The 19,140-nt window shown below is 72.9% G+C and carries 37 protein-coding genes; 34 read left to right on the forward strand and 3 right to left on the reverse strand.

Annotated elements, in window-relative coordinates; translation table 11 throughout:
* From IE265_RS37390 to IE265_RS37490, 21 genes are all read left to right on the forward strand, one after another.
* A partial coding sequence (locus IE265_RS37390) for a hypothetical protein (RefSeq protein ID WP_190040256.1) occupies positions 1 to 757 on the forward strand: 757 nt, incomplete at its 5' end.
* Positions 757 to 1,104 (forward strand): hypothetical protein, encoded by a 348-nt coding sequence (locus IE265_RS37395; protein ID WP_190040257.1) that lies wholly within the window; start codon positions 757 to 759, stop codon positions 1,102 to 1,104. The genes IE265_RS37390 and IE265_RS37395, both read left to right, overlap by 1 nt.
* Entirely contained in the window at positions 1,104 to 1,430 is a 327-nt protein-coding gene (locus tag IE265_RS37400; protein WP_190040258.1) for a hypothetical protein, read from the forward strand. The genes IE265_RS37395 and IE265_RS37400 overlap by 1 nt, the downstream gene beginning before the upstream one ends.
* Positions 1,427 to 1,648, forward strand: a complete 222-nt coding sequence (locus IE265_RS37405) for a hypothetical protein (RefSeq protein ID WP_190040259.1) — start codon at positions 1,427 to 1,429, stop codon at positions 1,646 to 1,648. The genes IE265_RS37400 and IE265_RS37405 overlap by 4 nt, the downstream gene beginning before the upstream one ends.
* A complete protein-coding gene (locus IE265_RS37410; RefSeq protein WP_190040260.1) occupies positions 1,648 to 2,514 on the forward strand; it encodes a hypothetical protein in 867 nt (288 codons plus the stop codon). Before IE265_RS37405 ends, IE265_RS37410 begins: the two co-directional genes overlap by 1 nt.
* Positions 2,511 to 2,819: a hypothetical protein gene (locus IE265_RS37415; protein WP_190040261.1), complete on the forward strand. Its 309-nt coding sequence runs from the start codon at positions 2,511 to 2,513 to the stop codon at positions 2,817 to 2,819. The genes IE265_RS37410 and IE265_RS37415 overlap by 4 nt, the downstream gene beginning before the upstream one ends.
* Entirely contained in the window at positions 2,816 to 3,322 is a 507-nt protein-coding gene (locus tag IE265_RS37420; RefSeq protein ID WP_190040262.1) for a hypothetical protein, read from the forward strand. The genes IE265_RS37415 and IE265_RS37420 overlap by 4 nt, the downstream gene beginning before the upstream one ends.
* Positions 3,319 to 3,606 carry a hypothetical protein gene (locus IE265_RS37425; RefSeq protein ID WP_190040263.1) on the forward strand — a complete coding sequence of 96 codons (288 nt, stop codon included), beginning with the start codon at positions 3,319 to 3,321 and terminating at the stop codon, positions 3,604 to 3,606. The genes IE265_RS37420 and IE265_RS37425 overlap by 4 nt, the downstream gene beginning before the upstream one ends.
* A 1-nt stretch (position 3,607) precedes the next feature.
* On the forward strand, positions 3,608 to 5,470 hold the full coding sequence (locus IE265_RS37430; RefSeq protein ID WP_190040264.1) for a zinc finger domain-containing protein: 1,863 nt from the start codon (positions 3,608 to 3,610) through the stop codon (positions 5,468 to 5,470).
* Entirely contained in the window at positions 5,470 to 5,823 is a 354-nt protein-coding gene (locus IE265_RS37435; protein WP_190040265.1) for a hypothetical protein, read from the forward strand. Before IE265_RS37430 ends, IE265_RS37435 begins: the two co-directional genes overlap by 1 nt.
* Positions 5,820 to 6,044: a hypothetical protein gene (locus tag IE265_RS37440; RefSeq protein ID WP_190040266.1), complete on the forward strand. Its 225-nt coding sequence runs from the start codon at positions 5,820 to 5,822 to the stop codon at positions 6,042 to 6,044. The genes IE265_RS37435 and IE265_RS37440 overlap by 4 nt, the downstream gene beginning before the upstream one ends.
* Positions 6,034 to 6,627 (forward strand): hypothetical protein, encoded by a 594-nt coding sequence (locus IE265_RS37445; protein WP_190040267.1) that lies wholly within the window; start codon positions 6,034 to 6,036, stop codon positions 6,625 to 6,627. Before IE265_RS37440 ends, IE265_RS37445 begins: the two co-directional genes overlap by 11 nt.
* 2 nt (positions 6,628 to 6,629) lie before the next feature.
* Complete coding sequence (locus IE265_RS37450) at positions 6,630 to 6,998, forward strand: hypothetical protein (RefSeq protein ID WP_190040268.1); 369 nt, start codon at positions 6,630 to 6,632, stop codon at positions 6,996 to 6,998.
* Complete coding sequence (locus tag IE265_RS37455) at positions 6,995 to 7,441, forward strand: hypothetical protein (protein ID WP_190040269.1); 447 nt, start codon at positions 6,995 to 6,997, stop codon at positions 7,439 to 7,441. Before IE265_RS37450 ends, IE265_RS37455 begins: the two co-directional genes overlap by 4 nt.
* Position 7,442: 1 nt before the next feature.
* Entirely contained in the window at positions 7,443 to 7,676 is a 234-nt protein-coding gene (locus tag IE265_RS37460) for a hypothetical protein (protein ID WP_190040270.1), read from the forward strand.
* Between the two features lie 85 nt (positions 7,677 to 7,761).
* Positions 7,762 to 8,118, forward strand: coding sequence for a hypothetical protein (locus tag IE265_RS37465; protein ID WP_190040271.1), 357 nt, complete (start codon positions 7,762 to 7,764; stop codon positions 8,116 to 8,118).
* 19 nt (positions 8,119 to 8,137) lie between these two features.
* Positions 8,138 to 8,428, forward strand: coding sequence for a hypothetical protein (locus IE265_RS37470; RefSeq protein ID WP_190040272.1), 291 nt, complete (start codon positions 8,138 to 8,140; stop codon positions 8,426 to 8,428).
* Positions 8,425 to 9,633, forward strand: a complete 1,209-nt coding sequence (locus IE265_RS37475; protein ID WP_190040273.1) for a hypothetical protein — start codon at positions 8,425 to 8,427, stop codon at positions 9,631 to 9,633. Before IE265_RS37470 ends, IE265_RS37475 begins: the two co-directional genes overlap by 4 nt.
* Before the next feature lie 2 nt (positions 9,634 to 9,635).
* A complete protein-coding gene (locus IE265_RS37480) occupies positions 9,636 to 9,902 on the forward strand; it encodes a hypothetical protein (RefSeq protein ID WP_190040274.1) in 267 nt (88 codons plus the stop codon).
* Entirely contained in the window at positions 9,899 to 10,300 is a 402-nt protein-coding gene (locus IE265_RS37485) for a hypothetical protein (RefSeq protein ID WP_190040275.1), read from the forward strand. Before IE265_RS37480 ends, IE265_RS37485 begins: the two co-directional genes overlap by 4 nt.
* Positions 10,301 to 10,316: 16 nt before the next feature.
* Entirely contained in the window at positions 10,317 to 10,976 is a 660-nt protein-coding gene (locus IE265_RS37490; protein ID WP_190040276.1) for a hypothetical protein, read from the forward strand.
* A gap of 108 nt (positions 10,977 to 11,084) precedes the next feature.
* Here IE265_RS37490 and IE265_RS37495 read toward each other — a convergent pair whose 3' ends face one another.
* The 3 genes from IE265_RS37495 to IE265_RS37505 form a co-directional block, all read right to left on the reverse strand.
* Entirely contained in the window at positions 11,085 to 11,300 is a 216-nt protein-coding gene (locus IE265_RS37495; RefSeq protein ID WP_190040277.1) for a hypothetical protein, read from the reverse strand.
* A 109-nt stretch (positions 11,301 to 11,409) separates the two neighbouring features.
* Positions 11,410 to 11,883: a DUF6221 family protein gene (locus tag IE265_RS37500; protein ID WP_190040278.1), complete on the reverse strand. Its 474-nt coding sequence runs from the start codon at positions 11,881 to 11,883 to the stop codon at positions 11,410 to 11,412.
* Complete coding sequence (locus tag IE265_RS37505) at positions 11,876 to 12,172, reverse strand: hypothetical protein (RefSeq protein ID WP_229916956.1); 297 nt, start codon at positions 12,170 to 12,172, stop codon at positions 11,876 to 11,878. Before IE265_RS37505 ends, IE265_RS37500 begins: the two co-directional genes overlap by 8 nt.
* A gap of 201 nt (positions 12,173 to 12,373) precedes the next feature.
* Between IE265_RS37505 and IE265_RS37510 the strand changes: the two genes are divergently transcribed.
* The 13 genes from IE265_RS37510 (at position 12,374) to IE265_RS37570 (ending at position 19,015) form a co-directional block, all read left to right on the forward strand.
* Entirely contained in the window at positions 12,374 to 12,787 is a 414-nt protein-coding gene (locus IE265_RS37510; protein WP_190040279.1) for a hypothetical protein, read from the forward strand.
* Positions 12,784 to 13,158, forward strand: a complete 375-nt coding sequence (locus IE265_RS37515; protein ID WP_190040280.1) for a hypothetical protein — start codon at positions 12,784 to 12,786, stop codon at positions 13,156 to 13,158. Before IE265_RS37510 ends, IE265_RS37515 begins: the two co-directional genes overlap by 4 nt.
* Positions 13,158 to 13,349: a hypothetical protein gene (locus IE265_RS37520; protein WP_190040281.1), complete on the forward strand. Its 192-nt coding sequence runs from the start codon at positions 13,158 to 13,160 to the stop codon at positions 13,347 to 13,349. The genes IE265_RS37515 and IE265_RS37520 overlap by 1 nt, the downstream gene beginning before the upstream one ends.
* Positions 13,337 to 13,738, forward strand: a complete 402-nt coding sequence (locus IE265_RS37525) for a hypothetical protein (RefSeq protein WP_190040282.1) — start codon at positions 13,337 to 13,339, stop codon at positions 13,736 to 13,738. Before IE265_RS37520 ends, IE265_RS37525 begins: the two co-directional genes overlap by 13 nt.
* Positions 13,739 to 13,755: 17 nt before the next feature.
* Positions 13,756 to 14,634, forward strand: a complete 879-nt coding sequence (locus IE265_RS37530) for a protein transporter Sec31 (RefSeq protein ID WP_190040283.1) — start codon at positions 13,756 to 13,758, stop codon at positions 14,632 to 14,634.
* 101 nt (positions 14,635 to 14,735) lie between these two features.
* Positions 14,736 to 15,032 carry a hypothetical protein gene (locus IE265_RS37535; RefSeq protein WP_190040284.1) on the forward strand — a complete coding sequence of 99 codons (297 nt, stop codon included), beginning with the start codon at positions 14,736 to 14,738 and terminating at the stop codon, positions 15,030 to 15,032.
* Entirely contained in the window at positions 15,029 to 15,625 is a 597-nt protein-coding gene (locus IE265_RS37540; protein ID WP_190040285.1) for a hypothetical protein, read from the forward strand. The genes IE265_RS37535 and IE265_RS37540 overlap by 4 nt, the downstream gene beginning before the upstream one ends.
* Positions 15,622 to 16,236, forward strand: a complete 615-nt coding sequence (locus tag IE265_RS37545) for a hypothetical protein (protein WP_190040286.1) — start codon at positions 15,622 to 15,624, stop codon at positions 16,234 to 16,236. Before IE265_RS37540 ends, IE265_RS37545 begins: the two co-directional genes overlap by 4 nt.
* Positions 16,233 to 17,054 carry a hypothetical protein gene (locus tag IE265_RS37550; RefSeq protein WP_190040287.1) on the forward strand — a complete coding sequence of 274 codons (822 nt, stop codon included), beginning with the start codon at positions 16,233 to 16,235 and terminating at the stop codon, positions 17,052 to 17,054. Before IE265_RS37545 ends, IE265_RS37550 begins: the two co-directional genes overlap by 4 nt.
* A gap of 141 nt (positions 17,055 to 17,195) precedes the next feature.
* Entirely contained in the window at positions 17,196 to 17,630 is a 435-nt protein-coding gene (locus IE265_RS37555) for a hypothetical protein (protein WP_190040288.1), read from the forward strand.
* A gap of 29 nt (positions 17,631 to 17,659) precedes the next feature.
* Positions 17,660 to 17,950: a hypothetical protein gene (locus IE265_RS37560; protein ID WP_190040289.1), complete on the forward strand. Its 291-nt coding sequence runs from the start codon at positions 17,660 to 17,662 to the stop codon at positions 17,948 to 17,950.
* A 115-nt stretch (positions 17,951 to 18,065) separates the two neighbouring features.
* Complete coding sequence (locus IE265_RS37565; RefSeq protein ID WP_190040290.1) at positions 18,066 to 18,701, forward strand: DUF4352 domain-containing protein; 636 nt, start codon at positions 18,066 to 18,068, stop codon at positions 18,699 to 18,701.
* A 101-nt stretch (positions 18,702 to 18,802) separates the two neighbouring features.
* The gene (locus tag IE265_RS37570; protein WP_190040291.1) at positions 18,803 to 19,015 is read left to right on the forward strand and encodes a hypothetical protein; all 213 of its coding nucleotides are present in this window, start codon (positions 18,803 to 18,805) and stop codon (positions 19,013 to 19,015) included.
* Positions 19,016 to 19,140 lie beyond the last annotated feature (125 nt).

A 19,140-nucleotide genomic window follows, 5' to 3' on the forward strand; every position in this document is an offset into this window, starting at 1 on the left:
GCAGGCGGACATGGACGAGGACCTGGCCCGAGAGGCGATCACCGAGTTCCTGAAGATCGCCCGCGAGAGCGTGGCCAGGACTCTCGGCGAGGAGGCAGCCGACCTCGACTGGCAGAACGTCACCGAGGGTCTCGCCGACCAGGTCGAGGAAGCCCGCGCGCTCCTCGCGCCCGGACGCCGGGAGTACCTCCGCTACCGCATCGACCACGGCGCGGAGGAGTACGCGCTCGAGCTGGTGCAGCCGTGCGCGGTCTGCCGGGTCGACCGCGTCTCGCCCGTCCAAGGCCTCTTCCACCTGGGCCTGCTCCTGGCCGAGGACCCGGCCCACGGCCCGACGTCCGGTGCGGACGCGCCGCCGACCGCGGAGCCCGGCCCGGTTGCTGCTGCCGAGCAGGCCGAGCAGCGCGCGGCCTCCGTCACCGCGCTCGCCCGCCAGCTCCTCGCCCAGCACCCGGACGCAGGCCTCACCGTCGACAGCACCTACGTCTTCGGCCACGACGACGGCAGCGCCCGAGCGGAGCTCCGGCTCAAGGCGTCCAGCCTGGACGGCCTGCGAGCGATCGCCGCGGCGACTGGGCAGGACGTCGCGGCCAAGGTCTCCGGCAGCGTCCCGGGCACGGTCTTCGGGCACGCCACCGTCGCCTTCACGGTCGACGGCACCGACGTGCAGGTCCGCTTCCACACCGGGCTGACCGACGACGAGGCCGACGCCTGGCGCGCCCAGCAGGACCAGCCCGCCGACGGCGGTGACGCCTGATGCCGCAGCCACGCCTCGCTGTCGCCGAGCAGAAGGACACCCCGGTCGGGGCGACGTCCACTGCTCGCGCCGAGATCCTCGCCGTCCTCCTGGCCGCCGGGTACAACGAGCCCGCCGCCGCCGACCTGGTCGCCCGTGCCGACCGTGAGCCGCGCGACCCCGACCCGAACCCGGACTTCAGGGAGACCCTCGACGGCGGGCATGCGCTGATCGTCGAGTACGGCGACTGCGAGATGCACGCCTCCTGCCAGTGCGGCAAGCGCCTCGGAACCACAACCCCGGACGCCAGCCTCGACACCTTCGTCCCGGGCTGGGAGCGCCACACCATCACCGAGGTGAGCACCTGATGGGCAGCAGCCCCAAGCGGCCGCGCTCCCAGCGCCCTCGCCTGCCGGAGAGCAGCTCGAGCCAGAAGGCCGCCAAGTACGCGTGGAACGGCGGCCTCACCGGCACCAGCAAGCAGGCCGGCAACCTCCCCGTGGTCGAGGTCTGCACCACGGACGGCTGCGGTGCCCCCTCCTCGGGGCCCGCGCCGCGGGCCGCGATGGTCCAGGTCCACGGCGCCGGCAGCGACGCGGCCGCGCACTGGTACTGCCACGGCCGGTGCGCCGCCATCGCTGCGGCCCGCGCCGACCTCCGCACCGGAGGCCACCGGCAGGCAGGCCGCTCGTGAGGGCCGCCCTCCGGCGCCGACACGCGCCGCCCGCCCGGTCCTTCGGCCTCCTCGACGAGGGCGTCCTCGAGCAGCTGCTCGCCGACGGCGAGATCACCGACGTCGGCGGCCTCGAGTACGCGCACTGCCCCGCCGAGCAGACCGTCACCGCGCATGTCGTCCACACCGACGGCTCGCAGTCCTGCATCGACTGCGGCCACACCCTGAACGGATCCTGATGAGCGAGATCCCCGAGACCCCCGTGGTCCCCGACCTCACCGCCGTCTTCCAGGCACCGCCCGTCACCCTCCTCGCCCGCGCCGACGCAGTCCAGCTCGGCGACGTCATCGACACGATCGACGGCCCGGTCCGGGTACGGGAGATCGTCCAGCGGCAGCACACCTACGACCTTGCCGGGGACCCGCCCGGGCACGTCATCCGCTACCGCACACTGCGCCGCGGCGGCCCCGAGGACGTGCCGCCCCTGCACCGCCGGCGCCTGGCCCGCACGATGCAGATCCGGGTGCGGCGCAGCGTCCAGAAGTTCGGCCGGCTGACCGGCCACACGAAGAAGATCGCCTCCCACAACCCGGTCAAGCGCGGCTGGTACACCGACCCCGGCGGCTACGACGCGGCCTGCTCCTGCGGCTGGAAGCACCCCGACGTTCACGCTTCCCGGGACGGGGCGGCCGGGGGCTGGCTGCGCCACAAGGCGGGCCAGCTCAGCGAGGCCGCGTACGCCGACAACCCCGCCCTGCTGTGGCTGTGGACGGCCGAGACCACCCACCCCTCCCTGCCGCCGCTGCCCTGGCATTTCAAGAAGGTCGTCAGCCGGGGCACCGTGGGCTGCGAGGTCGGCGACGGGATCGCCTTCGCCGACCTCGACATGCTCACCGTGGCCCGAGCCCGCACCGTGATGGGCGCCTGGCAGGCCGTCTTCGACGTCGACCCCGAGGGCACGTACGAGGACTACCGGCCCGGCCCGGTCGACACCCTCGACGGCGCACGCCCGGGCTGGACCACGCTGCGGCTGTCGGGCACCGGCATTCGCACGCGGATCATCCTCGACGCCCGCATCGACGACCCCGACAGCGGTCCGACATGACCTGGACCCGCCGACGCAGGGCCGGGGAGTGCACGCACGTCGGCCCGGTCCACGCCCTGCGATACGCACGGCTGTTCCCGTCCGGCTGGTGGTGCGCACTCCACACCCCGCTCGCGCTGCGCGGTCTGCCCGAGCTCCCGCCCGGGCCCGGGGCCCCGGCAGGCGCCTGGACCACGCCCAGCCCCCTCAACGACTCGCGCGTCCACGACAGCCGGGCCATCGCCTCCGGCAAACGCCGCTCGAGCCCGAACGAGTTCCGCGCCGCCCAGGCCGCGGTCGACCACCGAACGGAGCTGAACCTGTGACCCCGATCCCGAGCCCGGCCGACCTGGCGCGGCGCCCCGCACAGCCCAAGCCCGCGCCGCAGCCGCCGAGAGAGCGCGCCCCGCACCGGCACGCCCCCATCCAGTCGGCTGTCCCTGCCTCGCCCGCACGTCCGGAGCACCTCCTCGCTCCCGGCAGCCTCCGCGGCAAGGAGCGGTTCCGGGCCACGTTCCAGCGCGGCATCCGGCTGAGCCGCATGCACCCCCACGCGCGGCTCCTGGCCCACACCCTGCTCTGGTACTCCAGCCACCTGACCGGCCGTGTCAGCCCCTCCAGCCAGCCCAGCATCGAGGAACTCTCCTACGGCACCGGCCTAACGATCGACCAGGTCGCAGTCCAGCTGCGCGTCCTGGAGTCCCGCGGCTGGCTCCGCTTCCACACCCTCAACGAGGGCCCGCGCCAAGGCGATTCCGCCATGCGCCTCGCCATCCCCACCCACGTCCTCGAGCAGATCCGCGCCCGCATCACAGGAGCCGACCAGTGAGCCGGGCCCTGCTCGGGCTCGGCGCCCTCCTCACCGCCGCCGCTCTGGCCCTGGCCGCCTGCGACACCCACAAGCCGGGGCCGGCCGGACGCGTCGTCGCCAAGGACACCGAACGCGAGTGCCACTGGACCGGCACCGGCAAGACCCGCCGCCAGTCCTGCACCACCGACTACGAGCTGACCACCCGCGACAAGGACGGCACCGACCACACGTTCGAGGTGTCGTCCTCCGACTACGACAACTGCCGCCGCGGCTCCGCCTACCCGAAGTGCACCACCCGCTGACATGACCACCGCGTCCGCGTCCGCCGCCGAGCCCCGCCACACCCGTGGCGGGGCCGGTCGTGCTGGACGCGTACGCCCGCGCCGCCCCCAGCAGCGCGCCCTGCAGACCATCGACATCCCCGAACGCATCTACCGCGGCTCCCATTACTCGGACGCCTTCATCAAGGCCTGGGTCAAGATGGCCGCCCTCGACGTCGACACCAACCCCGAGCACTGCAACGCGCACGTCGCCGAGATGGCCCGCTTCTGCGGCCTGTCCAAGCGCGACTTCGAGCGGGCCCTCACCGAGGGCAGCACGCCCGGCCCGGATGCCGGGGACCCGGAGTTCTCCACCCGCCGCATGACCCGCAAGTCGGGCGTCGGCCGGACCGCAATCCGGCAGGTCCGCCCGGTCCGCGAGGACGAGCATTTCGTCACCGTGTCCGTCGCGATGTGCGACGCCCTCGAGCCGCGCCGCCTGCGCGCCGCGATCCTCCTGGCCCACGCTGACCGCTACCAGCCCGGCTACCAGCCCACCGCCAGCGAGTTGGCTGGGGAACTCTTCCACCACCACGGCGAGTCTGCGGGCCAGCCGATCTCCGACCGCACCGCCCGCCGCATCATGCACGACCTGGACGCCACCGGCTGGGTCAGCCTCGGCCGCCGCGCCGGGTACCAGGGCCGGCACACGGTCACCGTCAACCGGCACCCGATCCTCGTTGAGCAGCTGGCCCTCGACATCGAAACCGCCACCCCCGCGTCCGGCCCGGCCGCCCCTGTGGACAAGTGCCCGCCCGCCGCCGTGGTGGACGAGTCGAGTGCGGACAACCATGGCGGATCGGGTCCGGCCACCAGCGGCGGATCCCTCGCGATCAAGGAATACAACCCGACTCTTACTGACGATGCGACGCAGGTGGTTGGGGGTTCCCGCCGTAGGCGAGGTACCGGTAGTAGGCCTGTGGACAACTCCGGTGATCTTGCTGGCGGCACGTTCGGGCCGGACGCCTCTCGCGCTCCGCGCGGCACCCACACCCCGAGCCCCGCCACCACCTACACCGGCCCCGACCTCGCCTGGACCGACCGCATCCGCCAGGCCCTCACACCGATCAGCGGCAGCGACCTCGACGGCATCCGCCGCTACCTGCTGCGGCGGATCGCCCGGGAGATCGGCCGCCAGCTCGACTCTGACCCGCACACCAGCAGCCAGCGGATCGCCGCCCGCATCACCCGCCGCCTGCAGCCCCTGCTCCGCGACGACATCCGTGACCTCGGCGCCTGGCTCCTGTCCGTCGGCCTCCCCCACAGGGGATGCGGCCAGCCCTGGTGCGAGGACGGCGAAGTCTGGCCGACCGGCGCACCGTGCGAGACGTGCGCCGACGCCCGGCAGGTACAGCGCGCGCAGTGGCGCCGGGCCCGGGAGTGGCAGGCCGCCCTCGACGCACAGCGCGCCCGCACCACGGCGGCCGCGGAGCTGCCCGCGAAGGCCACATTCCGCGAGCGGGCCGCCGCGACCGACGCCGAGGTCCTGGCCGCGGTCGCCGAGCACGGTCCCGTCGGCGCGCTGCACCGGTACGGACAGCTGCGCGTCGGCCCCCTGCTGCGGACCGCCGACATCCAGGAGCAACTCCCCGCACCGGCGGTGAGCGATCCGCTGGCCGAACCGCCGGCGCGGCACGTGCCGGGCCGGATGCCCGACGCGCTGCGCACCGCGGCCCGCCGGACGCCCGGGCACGACCTCGCCGCGTCCTGCCCCGACTGCCAGGCGGCGGCCGGCCACGCCTGCACCACGAGGCGGGGGCGGACCCGCGCCCCGCACGATGCCCGACTCGATGCCCACCCGGCAGCCCCCGACCTGGCGGCTGCGAGCGGAGAGGACACCGTCTGATGCCCACGACCCCACACCCCACCCGCGGCGTCGCACCGTGCGACCGCTGCGGCGCGCAGATCCGCTGGGCCACCGAGACCGGCACCGGCCGCCGCATGCCGCTCAACGCCCTGCCATCCCCGATGGGCGGGTACGCCGCGCACACCACCGCCGCCGGCGGCCTGGTCGTGCGCGAGCTCACCCGGGACCGGGCCGAGCCCGAGTACCTCGAGTGGAAGGCCGTCGCGCACTGGTCCAGCTGCGCGGCGCCGGCCGGGCAGCGGCCGCCCTCGGTGCCGCGGGCGCGGCCCGCCCGTCGTCGGCCCACCGTGCAGCCGCCCCTGTGGGGGACCGGCGGAACGGGCCGCCGATGACCACCCACGCCGAAGACCAGGCCGCAGCCGAGGTGCCTGCCGAGGACGTGCCCGACGGCACGTTCGGCCGGGCCCGGCACCGGCTGCCCGCCCACATCACGCCCTGCACCCCCGAAGAGCAGGCCCGCCACCACGCCGACCTCGACGAGGCACTGTCCGGCCTCGCCATCGGCCCCCTCCTCCACCGCCACCCCAGCCAGGGAGAACGCCATGACCGCTGACCGCCACCTCGCCCTGATGACCCTCATGACCGAGATCCAGGAGCCTTCCAGGGCCTACTTCCGCAGCACCCGTCAGGCCGCCGCCGCCTTCACCGACAGCCCTGAGTGGGACCGCGCCGTCGGCCGCGGAGGACAGGCCCTCGACGCGATCGAGACCGCCGTCCGCCACTGGGTTGAGACCCATCGCCCGCAGCCCCTCCCCGGCCGGTGCGGGACGCCTTCGCCCGACGGCCGCTTCGCCTGCGCCCTGGCCCCCCACACCAACGCCGTCATGCACGCAGACCGGACCGACGCCGATGTCACGCCGAAGGGCAAGCGCATGGTCTGGGAGACCCCCGTCGAAACCCCCGCCGGCTTCGAACGGATCACCGGCCTGACCGTCAAATGCGCGGCCTGCAGCGAGGGCTACGACGAAGGCGAAGGCGTGCTGCTCTTCGACTCCGTCCGCGAGGCGACCGCCGCGGTCGTTGACGCGGGCTGGGCCGAGCTGAAGGACGGCCGGGTCCTGTGCGCGGAGCACGACGAGGGCCACGAGGCGCTGCGCAGCACCGTTTGCGTGGTCGACCAGGACGGGGCCGCCTGAGCATGGCCACCACGCAGACCGCCCTCAACATCCCCGGCGAGGCGCCGGTACCCGAACGGTGGGGCGTCGTCGTCGACGAGGCGCGGCTCTACGCCATCGGCGGCAGCCCCACCGAGTGGTGGACCACCAGCGCCGCGCAGTTCCACCGCAGCGGACGCCTCCGACACCTCACCACGCTGATCATCGGCGGCAGCGTGGAGCTCGGCCCCTTCGACCGCGACGACGCCGACTTCGCGCGGGACCACTTGATCAACAACGGGGTGCGCGCGGAGCTGGCGACCGTCCGCCGCTGGACCGAGCAGCCGCACATGCCGGGCTGTCGCAAGACCAAGCCGTGCCACCTCTGCTCACCGCTGGAGGAAGCCCGATGACCAGCGAGGACACCAGCATGGACCGCGACGAGCTGCACGCCCTGACCATGAGGGCCATCGGTGCCGCACTCAACCTCAACGCCCGAGAAGCCTCCGATGCACTCGCGGAGATCGGCACCCGAGGCCGAGCTCCTGCCATCTACGGCGCCTGCTGCGCCTTCGCAGAGGTAGGCAGGACGGCACTCGTCAAGCTCTACGGCGAGCAGGTACCTGACCTCAACCGCGGCGACATGTGGGCCATGCACGTCCTCGACCCCAACAAGGCAGACCCCTACGAGACCTTCGCCGCCCGCTTCATCGTCGCCTACGCCAACGACGACAAGCCGCAGACTCTCGCCCTGTTCAACGCGTCCATCGCTGCCGGCCCGGACGACCATGTCTGCTCCGTCAGCCAACTCCTCATCACCGCAGCGCAGCTCACCCACACCGCGTCGGAGGCCTGAGATGCCCGACGTCGAGTGCACGCAGTGCCGCAAGCCGGTCCGCTCCGCACTCGCCCGGGCGCGGCGGGTGGGCTCGCAGTGCTGGCGCAAGCTGCGCCCTGACCAGCGGGCCGCGATCACCGAACTCACGCGCCGCGGCTGGTCGCTCGGCCCCCGGGAGGCCCGTGCCGCCCTCGACCGACCGGCCCCCGCCGGGACCGGGCAGCTGCCCATCAGCGACGAGGAGGACTCGTGATCGCAGTGCTCGGATTCGTCGCCCTCACCGTCGTCACCACCGGCCTCCCCCTCGCCCACTGGATGCACATGCCCTGGAGACGCCGATGACCACACACCGCCGCTACCAGTACGCGGCCACCGCCGGAACCGTCCTCCTGGCCGCGCTCACCCTCGCCTGCGCCCACCACGGGCTGTACGCGCCCGCCCTGTACCTCGCCCTCGGCACTGCGGTCCTCGCCGAGGCCGCCGTACGCGAGCGCCGCCAGCACCAGCGGGCGGTCGCGGAGTGCGAGTGGGCGCGGCGCCGGGAGCTCGGCCACACCCCACCACCTCTCGAGCCGTGCTGCCTGCTCAGCGAGGCCTCGCACGGGGCCGCACACCGCAACTGCACCTCCGCCCGCCCGGATGCACAGGCGACTGCACACCCGACCCCATCGTCCTCGCCCGCTACCACGCCATGACGCCAAGGAGCAGCACCACATGAGCGACCCTCAGCACATCCCGGACGCCCTGCGAGGACCAGCCGCCCCACCCGGCCCGGCAGCGACCAAAGCGACCCAGATGGAGACGACCGCGCGCGTGTACGCCGGACTCCACCAGTCCGCCGAGCGGGACGTCGCCCGCGTCACCGCCCTCTACGAGAAGTGGGTGAAAGCGGGGCCGCCGCCCCTCGGATCGAGCATGGCCCGCTGGTGGGACGCACGCCTCGTCGAGCTGCACGACGCACTCAGCCCGACCGCCGACGACAGCACAGAGAGCAGCACCACATGAGCAAGCCCAACCGCGCCAGCCTCGTCGACATCCTCACCGAATTGGTAGCGCAGGTCCGCCGCCTCGCCGACTACCGCCAGAACGATTTCGTCCTGTCCGCCGACGTCCTCGAGGACGACGAGGCGACGTGCGACACGTCCGCTCTCACCCCCCAGGGGACCGTCGGCCCATGCGTCTTGCGCCCGCACAAGGGACCGGTGCACCGCGGCCCGCAGGGCGAGGAGTGGTCCGCAACCTTCCTCGGCGGCACGGACCCCGCCCCCTACACGCGCGCGGCCAACCAGCTGCGCCGTGCCGCAGGACTGCCCCCGCACCCCACCGACGACGCCCCGACGACGCCCGCGACAACATGGACTCCCAGCCCGCTCGCCATCACCGAAGCGGTCGAATGGGCCCGCGGTGCGGGCAAGGCATCGGCGACGATCGAGGCGCTCACCGCGAACGCGGGATGCGCCGAGCACCCCAACGCAGGGAGCGTCGGGCCGTACTGCCTCGCCTGCGTGATCGTCCCGCCGCCGACCGACCGGCGCCCGCCGATGAACCCGGTGCACATCCTCAGCGCCGAGGCGCAGCAGCCGGACGACGAGGAGCAGCGGCAGGAGATGGCCGAGGAGCGGTACGTCCTCCAGCAGCAGCGAGACGAGGCCGACAAGGCGAGAACGATCGCACGGCGGGACCGCGACCAGCACGCCGCCGTACTCCGCGAGGTTCTCGCCGAGTTCCGCCACGAAACCCACCCCGGCCAGCGGTGCCTCCAGTCCGGTCACGTCCCCGTGGCGGACGTCGAGCGGTGGCGCAGCGTCGTGGCGCCGACCGTGGAACGCCCGTGGTGGGAGCAGGTCGCGCAGTACGAGCAGGCGGCCGTCGAGGCGACGCGGCACGTCCTGGAGCTGAAGGCCGCCGTCGAGCGGGTACGCAAATACGTCGCCGTCCTTGAGCGCGGCGGCTGGTCACAGGCCGCGATCGGTCGCCGCGTCCTCGCCGCCCTCGACGGCACCGAGCAGCCCGCCGCGGCCGACATCGACGAGGCCCTGCCCGCCAAGCTCGACGAGGCGACCGGCACCCTCCGCCGCGTGCGCACCGTGGTGAAGGACTGGGAGCGCCGCGCCCTGCCGCACTCCGAGGCGTACCGCCTGCTCGTCGACGTGCGCAACGCGCTGGCCGGCCCCCGCCCCGACGACGAGCAGCCCACCACGGAGGCCTGACCATGCCCGAGCCCTTGGCCCTCACACCGCAGATCACCGACGAGCAGCGCGACGCCATGCTGCGCCGCCTCATTTCCGTCGCCACCGAGTTCCGCCGGATCGCCGAGGTCGTAGCACCCGCCGTGGCAGCCGCAGCCGCCGAGCTGCACCGCACGTTCGAGGCGTTGAAGGAGACCGGCCTCGTCGACAGCCAGGGCCGCCCGGTCCCGCGCGCGGCCCGGCCCGCCTGGCAGTCACCGCATGGGCCCGCGCACCGGAGGCGCACATGAGGTTTCTCCTCGCGCGCACCGACCCGGTCCAGCAGATCGCCGCGCACCCCACCACCCTCGCCGCGTTCGTCAAGCTCCTGCGCCAGCACGCTGCGGAGCCCGACCGGATCCCTGCCCTGCGCGGCTTCGGCCTGGGGCTGCCGCTCATCCCCGACGAGGCCATGGCAGCCGACGTCATCCACCTTCGGCCCACCCCGAAGCGACGCCCCTTCAAACTCCACCTCCCCCACCACGTCTTCGACGGCTGGGAGGAAGACGGCGGCCGGGCCGTCGCCATCGAGGACCCCACCCTCTGGATCACCACCGAGGCGCCCAGCACAGCCGACCTGATCCGCGGCTACGGCGACGCCCGCATCGAATGGCTCGACGAGGAGCCACCCGCACAGAACGACCAGTAGGGAAGGGGGCGCAGTCATGATCTGCACCCTGTGCAAGACCCACGTACTCCGGCACGGCACCCTCTGCAGCACCTGCACCACCAACACCCTCGGCCACCTCCACCGCCTGCCCCGCATGTGGGCCGCCCTCGAGACCTGGCTCGCCCCCGGAACGACCGGCGCCGCGCAGTACGGCGGCCGCGTCCGCCACCCCGAAGCGCCACTGCCCCTGGACACCGAGGTCCTCACCCTCCGCGCCGCCGGCGGAATCACCGGCGTCCTCGAGGACTGGGCCGACGCCGTACGTCACACTCGCGGCCTCCCCGAGCGCCCGCGCGTCGGCTCCCTCGCACACCGTGTCACCGCCGCGGCCGGCTATCTCGCGAGCCAGATCCACTTCATCGCCCTGTGGGAGCAGGGCCCGCAACTCGGCCGGGAGATCGGCCAGCTCGTCGACCGCGCCCGCAACGCCGTCCAGCGGGACGAGGCCGAGGAGAAGGGTCGGCCCACGTTCCTCGGCTACTGCATCGCGGTCGACCCGTCCGGCGTGATCTGCGGCGCGCGAATCCCGGCAGCCATCGACCGGCCGGTGCAGTGCGCCTGGTGCCTGTGCCCGTACCCCCCGGAGACGTGGCTGCAGCTGCGCCATCTGCAGCCCGGGCGCCGGGAGTTCACTGAGGAGCAGGTAGCGGCCTGACGCGTCCGCGGCCCGGACAGCACGAGGCCCGCCGTTCCCCGTGGGGTGCGGCGGGCCGTCGAGGGTGGGCCCCCTCTGTGATGCGAGACGACCGTACGCCCGGAGCGATCAGGGCGTCCAGACTTCCGGCCCTCCACCACGCCACTCGATCAACCCGGACCTCACTACGTCCATCTCGTTCCAGTCCTGGAGGCCGGCCGTCTGCATCAGCGCCGCGACGTCCTGCACGGAGTAGGCCAGGCCGAGGATCGCTCCGTCCACGCGGACGCGCCGGGCGCCGTCCGCGTCGGGCGGGTAGATCACGACGGGCTGTGTGGTGGCCATGACCACAGCCTCACCCGGGCGGCATGATCACGCATCCGGACAGCACGAAGCCCCGACCGCATGGCCGGGGCTTCGTCGTGTGCGGGCCGTCAGCCCCAGGTCGTGTCGCTCATGGCGCCCACTCCTCTGCTCGGTATCCGGGCCTATCCCGGTACACGGTAGCGAGGACGCGTACCGGCGCCTCGAGGATCGCAGCCTCGCGCTCCGCCCGGTCCCATGTGTCCAAGTCCCCGGGGTCCGGGTGATCCCCGGCCGCCCTGATCCGGGAGGCTGCTTCGTCCCGCAGGCGAGCGGTCTCCGTGAAGTCACTCAGGACCCGCCGCTTCGCTTCGATCTCGCGCAGCACCCGGGCCTGCGTCCAACCGTTGTCAGCGCCCGCCCAGTTCCGCAGCTTCGCCAGGTCGTCGTACCCCTCAATCGGGTCCCGCTGCCGGACAATGACCGCGTTCCCGCCCGGTCGGACGTGGAGCCACACCGTGCCGTCGTCATCCACGCCCGGCTGCGGGAAGATGCCGCGCCGATCCTGCGCGTCCCGCTCGTCCTCCGCGAGCCGCTGGTCGAGCCACCGCGCCAGCTCATCCATCCGACGTCGGCTCTCGCTTCGGGCGCTTCGAGCCGCGCATGCCCTTGGCGATCTGCTGCGCGCGGGTGAAGTGCACGCCGAGGACGTCGCCGATCTGCTGCCAGGTCATGCCCGATTCCTTCATACGCAGGACGCGCTGCTGGCGTAGCTCCCGCAGACGGGCGTGGTGGTCGGGCCAGGTCTCGAGGACCTGCGTCACCGCCTTGGCGCACGCCTCGTCGTCCTGCATCTGCTCCAGGCGCTCGATGGCTTCCAAGAGTCGACGCACCTCCTCGACCTGCTCGTCCACTGACGCTCCCTCCGTGCCGTGGAGCGCGACACCCCGACTCTAGACCCTAGGGTCTTGCATTGCATAGACCCTAGGGTCTAACGTGCTGAGCCAGGAGGAGCCGCCCTCGGTTTCCTCCAACGCACAACGGCCCTGTCCCGCTGAGTTGGCGCTCCGGGACAGGGCCAGGCCCACCTTCCCCATCACGAAAAGGCAGGCCCAATGGCCCACCGTATCGATCAGCACCAGCCGAAGCACGACCCGCTCGCCTGCGACCTGTGCTGCACCCTCACCGAGCACCTCGCCGAGCACCCGCTGCCCCTGCAGGACCAGGGCCACGTCCTCGACGACGCGATCGGCGCGGCTCTCGACGCCCTGCTCGGCCGGCCCTCCTACGCGCAGCAGGTCCTGCTCGAGGCCGCGGCCCTCCTGGAGACCGACCCGGACGAGCCGATCACGAACTGCGTCTGGGAGCAGGTCCTCGAGTGGGCCGCCCGGGCCACCTTCGACGGCCTCCCCGACGCCGTGCGCAGCGACAGCCTCGCCACCGCGACCGCAGCCCTCCCCCCGACGTCCGACCTCACTCACGGCCAGTACGCCGGCCTCCTGCGCTCGACCGCTGCGAGGCTCGGATGACGACCGGCCAGGTCGAGGCCGAGGTCACGGTCATGGTCCACGAGATCGTCGGCCGCCTCAGCACCATCCGCCCCACCGAGCTCCTCACCGCGGTCGCCCGGGCCGCCGTCATCCAGGCGGCCACGATGTCCCCGGTCCACCACCCCGCCCTGAGCGCCCGGCTCCCGGAGATCACCGGCGACATCACCCGCGCCGCCTACGCCACGCTCCTGCGCCGCACGCCGCAGCCCAGCCGGATCACCGGCCAGCGCGCGACGGTCGACGCCTGCGCGGCCGACCTGCGGTCCGACCGCGAGCAGGGGACGGCCGCGGGCGCGGCACGCACCCAGCTCGCCGAGGCCCGCATCAACGCCGCAAGGGGGCAGGCCTGATGTTCGGCCGGAAGAGCCGCCTCGAGCGGACCCTCGACGCCCTCAACCCGAACGCCTCGAGCCCGTCGACCGCCGACCGGGAGCGGGCCGCCAGGGCGCAGCAGCGCGAGGACCGGAAGGCTGCCGCCCGCCGCTCCGGGCACCGGGACAGCATCAACAGCGGCCGTGCGAGGGGCCGGTGGCCCTGGTGATAGCCCGGATAGGGCGCGTGCTGGCCATCGCGGTCGTCGTCCTCGGGGCGCCGGCCGCGATGGCCATGCTCGTCACCCACCTGATGCTCGACGACACCGCCTGGACCGACCCCCAGCCGACGTCCAGCGTGCAGCCGCCCGCCCCGACCGCCACGGCCCCGGCGCCGGCCCGCACCAAGTCCGTCGGCCCGAACGAACTCCTCGGCACGTGCGCGGTCCCGACCCGTACGGGCGCCGTCCCGGCCCCGTGCGGCACCCGGGGCGCCCTGACCGTCGTCGGCACCACCCGCCGCGACTCGGCCGGGGGCCGGGAGCCCTGCCGCACCACGCCCTTCACCACCGCCGTCCGCAGATACGGCGACTACTGGCTGTGCCTCGGCACGCCCTGAATCAACGGAGGAACCCTGTGCGCCGCCGTACCAAGACCGAGACCATCGAGCGGAACAGCCTCGTCCCCCACACCGTGGACGGCAAGACCGAACTCGTCCTCGACAAGCAGAAGATCGAGGTCGAGGTCCCCGTACCGCCCCGCGACTGGGACCAGCTGGTGCGCACCGCCGTCACCGTCGGCGCCTGCGTCCTCGTCACCGCGTCCCTGGTCTGGACGACCGCCAGCATCGGCGACCTCCTCGCCACTGCCACGATCGCTGCCGTCGCCTACACTGCCGCGGTCGCCTTCGACGCCACGTGGATCATGTGCATGGCCGTCGAGTGGCTGCTGCGCTCCGACCCCGAGCGGGCCAAGGGCCCCCGCAAGGCCGGCCACTGGGCACTCGCCGTCTCCATGGCGGCCGTCTTCGCGCACGGCTACGTCTTCAACCAGCTGATCGTCGGAGCCGTCGGCGCCCTGGTGTCCGCGCTCGCCAAGGGCGGCTGGACGATCGCCATGCGCGTCCACGCCCGTCCGCTCGACCCACTGACCCAGCAATGGGTGGCCAAGCGCCGCGCCGCGGTCGACGGACAGCTCGCGATGATCCCGATCCGCCGGGAGCTGCAGCGCGGGCAGAGCATGGTCGAGGCGGAGCGGCGGGCCCTCGAGCTGGACGGCGGATCGGCGGATCCGGCGGATCCGGACCGTCCGGAGCAGTCCGCGGATCGTCCGGACCGGACCGTGACACCGATCGACCGCACGACCCTGACCACGAAGGACGCGGTCCGGATCGTGTGGGAGGACGGGATCCGCGACCGATCCGCCGTGATCCGTGAGGTGTCCGACCGGCTCGGCCGGCCCGCGTCGCCGGACAGTGTCGCCCGGTACCTCCGCGACCTCCAGCGAGGCGCCTGATGCTCGCCGCCGCCGGGCTGCTGCTCGCCCTGGCCTTCCTCGCGATCACCGCTACCGGGTTCGCCCTCGCGGTCACCGCCCTCATCCACTAGGAGTCCGCCGTGCTGCTGCTCGCTATCTGCCTGGCCGGCCTCACCCCCGGCCTCGCCACGGCCTGGTACATCCGCCACTGCGGCCGGTCCTGGACCCTGGCCGCGCTTGCCGGAGCCGCTGTCGTCCTGGCTCTGCCCGCCACCCTCCTGGTCGGCCTGGCCATGGTCCCGGCCCTCGCCTACGCCCTCGCGGTCGTCACCGCGCTCCTGGCCCTGCAGGCGTACGACGACGACCGGATCTGGATGGGCGCCGCGTGGGCCGTGGCCACCGCGGTGGCGCTGGGATGCGCCGGGTGGTCGTGGTGAGCGACCCGATCATCCCGAGCCGCATCATCCCCGCCGGCGAACCCCTACCGGCCCCGGCTCCGGCCGCACCCCCGCCGCCCGTGCCGCCCGCCCCGCGGGGCAGCGTGGATCCGGATCCGGACTGGTGGCGGACCGGATCCGGACCCGCTCCGGACGGATCCGGATCCGCATCCGGTCCGCCGGAGCCCCCGGTCGTCCACGTCCACGTCACCTACGAGCAGGGCGGACCGCTCGCCGTCCCCGATCCGGATCCGGGACCGCCCTGGTACCGGCGGATCCTCACCGGCCGCCACCTCGCCTGCGCGGCCGCCGGGTTCGCACTCTGCGGGCCGTGGGCCTGGGTCCTCGCTTCCGTCCGCGACGAGGAGGGCCTGGCCGGCGCCTGGGTCATGGCCCTCCTGCCGCTGTGCGTCGTCGCCTACGTCGACAACGTCCGCCAGTCGGACGCCCGGACCGCGGCACCGGACCTGTGGGCCCCCCGGATCCGCGCCTTCACCACCCGCAGCCTGCTATGGGCCGGCGTCTTCGCGATCGCCCTCACCCTGCCCGTCACCACGCTCGTCTACGTCCTCACCGGAGTGAAGCCATCATGAGCACCGTCCAGCTGGCCGCAGACGTCGGCCAGTTCACCACCGTCGGCGTGACGACCGCGGGCTTCGCCCTCGGCCTGGCGCTCCTGGGCACCGAGCACTACCGCTGGTACCGGGGCAGCGCCGCCCCCGCCGCAGCCGTCGGCGGCAAGGGCAAGGGCGGCCCGCCCGCCGCGGCCGGCGGACGCTCCCTCGACCCGAAAGCGATGATCGCCTACTGGTTCGGCATGGTCTGCGGCATCCTCATGGTCGCCTGCCCCGGCGGCCTCGCCAACATGGTCAGCGAGTTCTTCCGCTGGGCCGGCAACGGCATCGGCGGCCTCGGCATGTCCTGGCTCACCGGCCAGAACGGCACCCAGCTCGCACAAGGCGGCGCCCCGCACATCGACGGCTTCGGCGCCGTCCTCGTCACCGCCCTCTTCCTCGCCCTCATCATGCTCCGCAAGACGGTCCCCAAGGCCGTACGAGGCAAGTGGTGGAAGGGCGTCTTCACCTCGTGCCTGCTGTGCATCACCACCGGCACCGCCGCCCTCATCGCGGGCGTCGTCGTCTCCGGCGCCAACGACCTCGCCCGCATGATCATGGACGCGGCTGTCAACGGGACGCCGACATGAAGACGGCCACCACCATGGGGTGGATCCGCGCCGCCGGCACCCGCCTCCACACCGGCAGCAGTCGCCTGGCCACCCACTACGCCGCCCGCACCGCCCAATCCGTCCAACGCCGCTACGCCGCCGTCCGGGCATGGCTGGCCAGCTCCTCGGGCCTGACCTGGCTCACCAAGGCCGCTCTCCTCGTCGCAGCCGCAGGGCTCCTCCGTAAGATCGCCACCAAGGCCGGAGGAGGCTTCTACGAGCGCCTCCACACCGGCGCCGCGGCCTGGCTGCTCTGGCCCGCCGCAGCCCTGTGGATCATCGCCGCCTACCGCGCCGGACACCCCGACTGGAAACCCAAGCAGCCACCTGCCGCACCCGAGCAGAACCCCGCCGCCGACGCCCAGGAGCAGCAGGCCGAGCCGGCCGACACGCTGCCCCCGGCCGGGCCGCGGCCCATCTCACCCATCGAACTGGTCGCCGCGGTCCGCGACGTCGGCACCCCCAACGCCCAACTCGTCCCCCTCGCCGCGCACCTGCGCACCACCACCGACGCGATCAAGGCCGCAGCGGCCGACGTCGGGTGGCGCGTGAAGGACGTACGGATGGAGGGCCGCTCCACCTCGGCCGGGCTGCGCTGGGACGAGGCCCCCACCCCCGTGCAGGCCTACCCCGATCCGGATGTCGTCGGTGCAGGTCAGCCTGCCAACGACAACGACGACGACAGCGACGGAGAGGGGCCCCGAGAGGGGTTGCGTGTACAGAACATTGGTGAAGGCGGGCGCCTCATCCACGACCCCGCGACCACGATCCGCCACCACACGGTGCGCGGCACCTGACCACAGGAAGGACCGCCATGCAACGGCGGCCATGTCCGGGCGGCGTCACTCGTTCGGGTGAGCCGCCCGGCACTCCGCAACCACACCTGCAGCGCGCGAGTCGTACACCCCACATCCACACCCGCGCCTTCTGGGGGACCCGTGAACACCCGCACCGCCGCCGCCCTGGTCCTGGCCGCCCTGGCCACCGCCACCCTCACCGCGTGCGAGGAGACCAGCGACAGCGGCAAGGCGAAGGCCGACAAGCCCGCCGCCGGCTCGACGCCGAACCCCGACGAGCTCACCGACGCCCAGAAGGACGCCGCCCGCAAGGCATCGGGCCTCCCGGCCAGGCCCACGGGCAAGGAGCGCCAAGACCTCCTCGACGCGCTCGCCGCGGCAGCGCCCGAGGTCGTTCGGTACAAGGACAAGGCGATCGACGCCGCCCGCAACCAGTGCTCCGCGCTCAACGGCGGCGGCAACAAGCTGGATTGGACGGCCTCGCAGCGCTTCACCTACAAGGACGTCACGACCACCGAAGCCCAAGGCGCCAAGATCAACCAGGCGTTGAAGGACTCCGGCTTCTGCAAGGTGTAACCCACCCGCCAGCGTCCCCAGGAGGGACCATGCAGCACTTCAAGAGAGCCCACCTCGTCATCGCTGGCATCGTCCTCGCCGCCGGCCTGGCCGTCAGCATCTACTTCATCGCGCAGCCCACCTACGACGAGATCGCCACCAACTGCGCCTCCGCACTGGAAGACCGCCCGAAGGGCGACAAGCAGAAGCCCCCGGAGTGCGACGGCCTCAAGAAGGACGACTACGACGCGCTGCTGATGTCCCAGGTCCTGGACGACCTCGGATGGACAGACGACGAAGGCCGCTTCGACAAGAACAAGATGCTCGAGAACTCGCCCTGACGAGCAGCAGCCAGCCGGGCCACGCCGTGTCACAGAACCGTCCCAGCACGTTCACGTGGCCCACACACCCGCTACATTCGCCCCCTCGCGCACAAAGCACACCAAGGGGGCCTACATGAGCCAGCAGCACCCACAGTGGGGCCAGCCACCTCAGCACCACCAGCAGCAGCCCCCCGCCTGGGGTGCGCCGCAGGGCCCGCCCCCGGGCTGGGGAGGACCCCCGCCGCGCCCGCCGAAGAAGAACCACGCTGGCGTCATCGTGGGCGTCGGTGTCGCCGTGGTCGCCCTGATCGCCTTCATCGCGGCTTCGGCTCAGGACGACGCGGCGACCAGCGACGACGCGGGCACGTCCATCAGCTCCGACGTCGGCACGGACGACGCGCCGGCCGCAGCCGAGCCGGAAGAGTCCGCCGCGGCCCCTGCCGCTCCCGTCAAGGTCACGGCCAAGCGGACCGCGTTCACCCCGGGCATCCTCGCCGACGGCACCGCCTACACGAGCGTGAGCGTCACCATCCGCAACGGCAGCGACGAGCCCATCAGCATCAACCCGCTGTACATCACCATCACCGACACCGACGGCACCAAGCACACCGCCGAGCTCGGCGCCGACACCAACCAGCTCGACACCGTCGACCTCGAGCCCGGTGAGAACGTCACCGGCGTCGTCACCGGCAAGGGCCGCTTCACCGCCAAGTACGTCACGTACACCGACGGGCTCCTCGGCGACTCCGTCCGCGGCAACGTCTCCTGACCCACCGGCCCGCCCTGGCCCACACCAGGGCGCGGCCCGCCCCTCACACAGCCCCGCCGGCACCCGCACCCCCGGTCCCGGAACGGTGGCATCCTGATGCCGTGATCACGGACATCTACGCCGCAGCTCTCAGCGTCAAGGAGAAGCCAGACACCATCCGGCAGTGGGTCTGCCGCCGCGAGCTCACCCACCACGGCTACGACCGGCGCCGCCGCGTCCGCGTCGACCTCGACGAGCTCTGCGACCTGGTCGCCGCGAAGCGAGAGGCGCGCCAGGCCGAAAGAGTTGACCACGGCTCTGACCTGCTGTCATAGTCACAGCACGTTCACCATGTCCGGATCCGGACACCACACACGCACCACGAGCCCCCAGAGGACGGCGGATTCTAGAGATGCTCGCAACACCTGATGGCTTATGCGGCCGTTAGTAGATCACGTAG

This window comes from Streptomyces fructofermentans (genome assembly GCF_014651055.1).
In the GTDB taxonomy this organism is placed as follows: Bacteria; Actinomycetota; Actinomycetes; order Streptomycetales; family Streptomycetaceae; genus Streptomyces; species Streptomyces fructofermentans.